Below are 4050 nucleotides of genomic sequence, written 5' to 3'. Positions count from 1 at the left end.
CCAGCCAGTCGTCGTCGCTGCCTTCGTTGATGCCTTCGAACAGGAAGGTACTCAGGTAGCGTTCGCCGGTGTCGGGGATCATGGCCAGCACCACGCTGCCCGGGTCCAGGGTGCGGGCCACTTCCAGGGCTGCGGCGAAAGTGCCACCGCCGGAGATGCCGCAGAAGATGCCTTCGCGCATCGCCAGGTCGCGCGCGGTGTCGCGTGCCAGCACATCGTTCACCGGTACGATCAGGTCGTAGATGTCGCGGTTGAGCACGTCCGGGATGAAGTCCGGCGTCCAGCCCTGGATCTTGTGCGGCTGCCAGTCGCTGCCGGAAAGCAGGGCCGCGCCTTCGGGTTCGGTGACCGCGATCTTCAGGTCCGGCCGCGCCAGCTTCAGCACTTCGCCGACGCCGGTGAGCGTGCCGCCGGTGCCGTAGCCGGTGACGAACCAGTCGAGCCGCTTGCCTACGAAATCCAGCAGGATCTCCGGACCGGTGGTGGCGCGATGCCAGGCCGGGTTGGCCGGGTTCTCGAACTGCCGGGCCAGGAAGGCGCCGTGTTTTTCCGCGAACGCCTTGGCGTGCCTGACCATGCCGCTGCCGCGCTCGGCCGCCGGCGTCAGGATCACCTTCGCGCCCAGGGCGCGCATCAGCTTGCGCCGCTCGATCGAGAAGGTTTCGGCCATGAAGGCGACGAAGGGATAACCGCGGGCCGCGCACACCGCCGCCAGGGCGATGCCGGTGTTGCCCGACGTGGCCTCGACCACCATCTGGCCCGGCTGCAGCGCGCCCGATGCTTCGGCGTCGAGGATGATCGCCGTGGCCAGGCGGTCCTTTACCGAGGACATGGGGTTGAAGTATTCGAGCTTGGCGTACATCGCCACGCCTTCCGGCGCCAGCCGGTTGATGCGCACGATCGGCGTATTGCCGACGGTGCCCAGGATGCTGTCGTGGATCATTGCCCTGACTCCTTCACGCTGAAACGCCGCCAAGAATTGAGCACCGCGCAGAACAGCGCCGCCGTGCGTTCGGTGTCGTACACCGCCGAATGCGCCTGGTCGCCGTCCCATTCCAGGCCGGCGGCCTGCACCGCCCGGCTGAGCACGGTCTGGCCATAGGCCATGCCGGCCAGCGTAACCGTATCGAAGGTGGAAAAGGGGTGGAAAGGGTTGCGTTTATGTCCCACCCGCGACACCGCAGCGTTCAGGAAACCGAGGTCGAAGTGGGCGTTGTGGCCGACCAGGATCGCGCGCTGGCAGCCGTTGCGTTTCACCGCCGCGCGCACCTTGGCGAAAACGTGGTCCAGGGCTTCACGTTCGGGCAGGGCGCCGCGCAGCACGCAGTCGAGGCGGATGCCGGTGATTTCCAGCGACTTGGGGTCGATTTCGCTGCCCTCGTAGGGCTCCACATGGCTGGTGGCGACTTCGCCGGGCACGTAGTAGCCCTCGTCGTCGAGTTCGATCGGGATCGCGGCGATTTCCAGCAGCGCATGGCGCGTGCAGTCGAAACCACCGGTTTCGACATCGACGACCACGGGAAGGAAGCCGCGGAATCGCTCGGGCATGCGCGGCGGGGGCGAGTTTTCCATGCCGCGCAGGATAACAGGGCCGGCCCTCGGCTCAGGCCGGCCAGAGCCACCCTGCCGCCAGCAGCAGCACCGCCAGGATCGCCAGCACCAGTCCCGCCACCGGCACCAGCATCAACGCCGGCAGGGCCAGCACCGCCAGTGCCAGCGCCCAGGCCAGCGGGTCGGCCAGTGGCTGGCGCGGCGTGGTGCCGGCGCCCGCGGCGAACAGCGCATCAAGGCTGAAGCGGCCGGCGCCGTGGAAAACCAGCGGCAGCAGCATGGCCATGAACAGCAGCGGCAGCTTGAAGTTGCCAAATCCCTTGTCGGTGATCGCGTAGCCGCGCCAGAGCTCCGACAAGCTGCCCCAGTCGGCGGGCCAGTGCACCGACACCGTCGCAACCGCCGTCAGCACCAGCAGTACGAAGGCGAAAAAACGCGTGCCCAGGCCCAGCAGCAGCGCCACGGCGCCAATCAGTTCCGCCCAGGTCGCCAGGGTCCAGCTCAGGTCCGTGGGTGCCAGGTTGAACGGCACCGGGAACTTGTCATGGATGCCGGCGAACCAGTTGTCGCCGCGCAGCTTTTGCAGTCCCGCTTCCCAGAACTCCCAGGCCAGCAGCAGGCGCAGGCCAAGCGGCGCCAGCCAGCGGCCGGTGCCTTCCAGGCGTTCGGTGAGCGCAAGCCAGCGCGTGGTTGAATCGTGGGCCATCAGCGGGTCTCCGGATCGGGTTGGGTGCCCAGCAACACGCCGTCGCGGCGAAGCTGGTCGAACATGCGGCGGCCGTCGGCGACGAAGGCTTCGACGTCGGGCGCGGATGCCTCGGCGGCCAGGGCTTGAAGCTGGGCGCGGCCGCTCAGGCCGGGCTGTTCGGACAGGCGCTGCAGCAGGCGGAAGGTGAGCGGGCTGAGCGAATGGAAGTGCACGCGCTGGTCGGCGCCGCGGCGCACCAGCAGCAGGGTGGGTGCGTCCGGTGCGTCGCTGGGCTGGTAGTCCGGCGCAAGCCGGTGCACCGGCCAGGCATAAGCCAGCGGCCAAGCCAGGGGCGAGGGCACCGGCACGCCGGCCAACAGGTCGCCATTGGGGTCGTGCGGAGTTTGCTCGTCGCTGGCTTCGCTCAGGTCCAGCGCCAGTTCCACCCATTCGTAGTGCGCCAGTTCCACCAGCCAGGGCGGGTCGGTGTCGTCCGGGTCCTCGCGTTCCTGCAGGTACTGGATGAATTCGCGCGGCAGCTCCGGGAACAACGGCGTGCTGCAGCGGTGGTCGCGATAAAAATCGCGCACCAGCGCGTGCCAGCGGTCGTCGTCGAGCAGCCGGCGGACCACCGGGAAGTTGGCGGCCAGCAGGCCCTGCAAACTGTTGTAGAAAAGCTCGCGGTAAACCTTCAGGCGCCGGTCTTCGATGCCGGGAGGCGGCGCTTCGTGGCCCGGGTCGCGCACGTGCGCGGCCAGGCGCGCCTGCTGTTCGCGCAGGCGTTCAGGCGCGGGCATGGCGATCCGCGGCAGCGGCGTGCTGGTCCAGCACCGCGCGCACCTGGCCCAGTTCGGCCACCAGGTCGGCATAGGGCGGGATGTTGAAGTCGCGCTCGAGAAGCGTGGGGCGCGGACCAAAACGCGCGCAGGCGTCGTCGAGCAGCGCGAACACGTCGGGTTTCACCGGCGCGCCGTGGGTGTCGACCTTCAGGTCGTCGGCTTCGTCGTAGTGGCCGGCGATATGGAAATAGGCGATGCGTTCCCCGGGTAGCTTCGCCAAAAAGTCCGCGGCGTCGTAGCGATGATTGATGGCGTTGACGTAGATGTTGTTAACGTCCAGCAGCAGGTCGCAGTCAGCCTCGGCCAGCACGGCGTTGATGAAGTCGATCTCCGACATCGCCTGGTAGGGCGCGGCGTAATAGGAGATGTTTTCCACCGCGATGCGCCGGCCCAGGGTGTCCTGCACCTGGCGGATGCGTCCGGCCACGTGCTGCACCGCTTCTTCGGTGAACGGAATGGGCAGCAGGTCGTAGAGCTGGCCCTGGTCGCTGCAGTAGCTGAGGTGTTCGCTGAAAATCGGCACCCGGTGTTCGTCCAGGAACCGGCGCAGCTTGCGCAAGTAGGTGTCGTCGAAGGGGTCGGTGGAACCCAGCGACAGCGACAGCCCGTGGCAGACCAGCGGGTGCCGGGAGCTGAGGTCGCGCAGGGCGGCGCCGAAGCGCCCACCCACGCCGATCCAGTTGTCCGGCGCACATTCCAGGAAATCGAAGTCAGCCGGCGCCGCCGCCTGCAGCGGGCCCAGAAGGGCCCGCCGCAGGCCGAGGCCCGCCGCCGTTCGAGGGAGCATGCGCGCGGACATCACGGGACGATCAGGCGTTGCCGCCGCACTTGCCTTCTTCGGCCTTTTCACCGGCCTTGTCGGAACCGCACTTGCCTTCGCCGCACTTGCCTTCTTCGGCCTTCTCGCCGGCCTTGTCGGAGCCGCACTTGCCCTCGCCACACTTGCCTTCGCCGCACTTGCCTTCTTCGGCC

General features: G+C 68.0%; 5 protein-coding genes. All 5 read right to left on the bottom strand.

The features are described 5' to 3' along the window. Positions 1 to 943 (bottom strand): cysteine synthase A (gene cysK, locus AACZ35_RS12925; protein WP_339829956.1); only part of this gene is annotated, 943 nt, incomplete at its 3' end. Next, positions 940 to 1572 (bottom strand): ribonuclease T, encoded by a 633-nt coding sequence (gene rnt, locus AACZ35_RS12920; RefSeq protein WP_339829955.1) that lies wholly within the window; start codon positions 1570 to 1572, stop codon positions 940 to 942. The genes rnt and cysK, both read right to left, overlap by 4 nt. 31 nt (positions 1573 to 1603) lie before the next feature. Continuing rightward, positions 1604 to 2257, bottom strand: coding sequence for a DoxX family protein (locus AACZ35_RS12915; protein WP_339829954.1), 654 nt, complete (start codon positions 2255 to 2257; stop codon positions 1604 to 1606). Then, positions 2257 to 3036 carry a putative DNA-binding domain-containing protein gene (locus AACZ35_RS12910; protein ID WP_339829953.1) on the bottom strand — a complete coding sequence of 260 codons (780 nt, stop codon included), beginning with the start codon at positions 3034 to 3036 and terminating at the stop codon, positions 2257 to 2259. Before AACZ35_RS12910 ends, AACZ35_RS12915 begins: the two co-directional genes overlap by 1 nt. After that, on the bottom strand, positions 3023 to 3865 hold the full coding sequence (locus AACZ35_RS12905) for a DUF692 domain-containing protein (RefSeq protein WP_339829952.1): 843 nt from the start codon (positions 3863 to 3865) through the stop codon (positions 3023 to 3025). The genes AACZ35_RS12910 and AACZ35_RS12905 overlap by 14 nt, the downstream gene beginning before the upstream one ends. Between the last annotated feature and the right edge of the window lie 185 nt (positions 3866 to 4050).

It is taken from the genome of uncultured Arenimonas sp., from assembly GCF_963976025.1.
GTDB lineage: Bacteria > Pseudomonadota > Gammaproteobacteria > Xanthomonadales > Xanthomonadaceae > Arenimonas.
The sequence above is the reverse complement of the archived record's forward strand: the minus strand, read 5'-3'. Positions and strand labels throughout refer to the sequence as shown.

Bases quoted from the DNA above. Each gene is read 5' to 3' on its own strand.
- rnt (WP_339829955.1), bottom strand. From the start codon at position 1,572: ATGGAAAACTCGCCCCCGCCGCGCATGCCCGAGCGATTCCGCGGCTTC.
- AACZ35_RS12915 (WP_339829954.1), bottom strand. From the start codon at position 2,257: ATGGCCCACGATTCAACCACGCGCTGGCTTGCGCTCACCGAACGCCTG.
- AACZ35_RS12910 (WP_339829953.1), bottom strand. From the start codon at position 3,036: ATGCCCGCGCCTGAACGCCTGCGCGAACAGCAGGCGCGCCTGGCCGCG.
- AACZ35_RS12905 (WP_339829952.1), bottom strand. From the start codon at position 3,865: ATGCTCCCTCGAACGGCGGCGGGCCTCGGCCTGCGGCGGGCCCTTCTG.